Origin of the sequence: Streptomyces corallincola, assembly GCF_019104725.1 — a bacterium.
Taxonomy (GTDB): Bacteria; Actinomycetota; Actinomycetes; order Streptomycetales; family Streptomycetaceae; genus Streptomyces; species Streptomyces corallincola.
Window position 1 is genome coordinate 1 of sequence record NZ_JAHRXF010000100.1, and the last position, 653, is coordinate 653.

The 653-nt window shown below is 68.6% G+C and carries 1 protein-coding gene; it reads right to left on the reverse strand.

Going from position 1 to position 653, the window contains the following annotated elements; all coding sequences use genetic code 11:
* The coding region (locus KUM39_RS27950) for a molybdopterin-binding domain-containing protein (protein ID WP_504740073.1) at nucleotides 1-653 on the reverse strand (653 nt) is incomplete at both ends.

Consider the following 653-nt stretch of genomic DNA (forward strand, 5'->3'; position numbering starts at 1 on the left):
TTGATCCGGAAGCCCAGCGGCAACCGCACACGCCGGTTGAAGTCCTCGAACCCGTCCAGGACCTGGGCCATCGTGTCGCGGATACGGTCGTAGTCCTCGACGTACCACTCCCACCGCGTGGAGCTGTCCGGGAGCGCCGCGCGGGCCATCCCGGCGATGATCGCCGGCTCCGACAGCAGCTGCTTCGACGCGGGCTTCTTCATCCCGGTGGACAGGTGCACCATGCTCATCGCGTCCTCGACGGACGTGCTCTGGGCGCCGCCGCGCTGGTGGTCCTTCTCGGTGCGGCCCAGGCACGGCAGGATCAGCGCCTGACGGCCGTGCACGATGTGGCTGCGGTTGAGCTTGGTGCTGACCTGCACGGTCAACTCGCAGTTCCGCAACGCCTCGTACGTGACCGGGGTGTCGGGCGCGGCGAGCGCGAAGTTCCCGCCCATCCCGACGAACACCTTCAGATCACCGTCCAGCATCGCCTGGATACTCGACACCGTGTCCAGGCCGTGCTCACGCGGCGGGTCGATGCCGCAGACCTCCGCCAGGCGGTCGAGGAACTCGGGCTTGGGCCGGTGGTCGATACCGCAGGTGCGGTTGCCCTGCACATTGCTGTGCCCACGCACCGGCGACGGACCGGCACCCTCACGCCCGATGTTCCC